This window comes from Microbacterium sp. CFSPD4_SD4 (genome assembly GCF_057364585.1).
In genome coordinates this window covers 1-450 of the sequence record NZ_JBNFOC010000031.1, presented here as the reverse complement: position 1 = coordinate 450, position 450 = coordinate 1, and the positions used below count along the sequence as shown (strand labels likewise).

Annotated in this window: 1 protein-coding gene; it reads right to left on the bottom strand. The window is 58.0% G+C overall.

Going from position 1 to position 450, the window contains the following annotated elements:
* Positions 1 to 287: 287 nt before the first annotated feature.
* Positions 288 to 450: helix-turn-helix domain-containing protein (locus AC2W7E_RS16265; RefSeq protein WP_485989534.1), on the bottom strand; the 163-nt coding region annotated here is incomplete at its 5' end.

The following is a 450-nucleotide window of genomic DNA, read 5'->3' as shown; positions in this document are numbered from 1 at the left end:
CCGGTCTGCAACTCGCTGGTGGTCTTCTGCAGTTCATTGACGCGGTTGACTGCCTGCTGCAACAGATCATCGAATACCGGCGCGTTCACGTCCTGCGCCACCGGAGCCACCGCCGGCTGCGGACGGCTCATCGCCTCCATCTGCATGGAACGCATCTGCAACATCAGACGATTGAATTCGACACCTGCGTCATGATTCCTCCAGGCCGTGGATATTTTGACGGCAAAATCAGCTTTGGAAGTTATAGAGCAAGATTGGTGCCAAATTAAGCCTGCCGCGACAAGCCGCTATCCGACAAACACCTTCCCTTCCACATCCAGCCCCGCATCCCGCATTTGCGCCAACTTATATCGCAGCGTCCGCGGGCTGATACCCAGCCGCTCCGCCGTCTCTTTACGCCGACCGCGTTCTGCGCGCAGGGTATCGATGATCAGCTGAAACTCGCGCTGC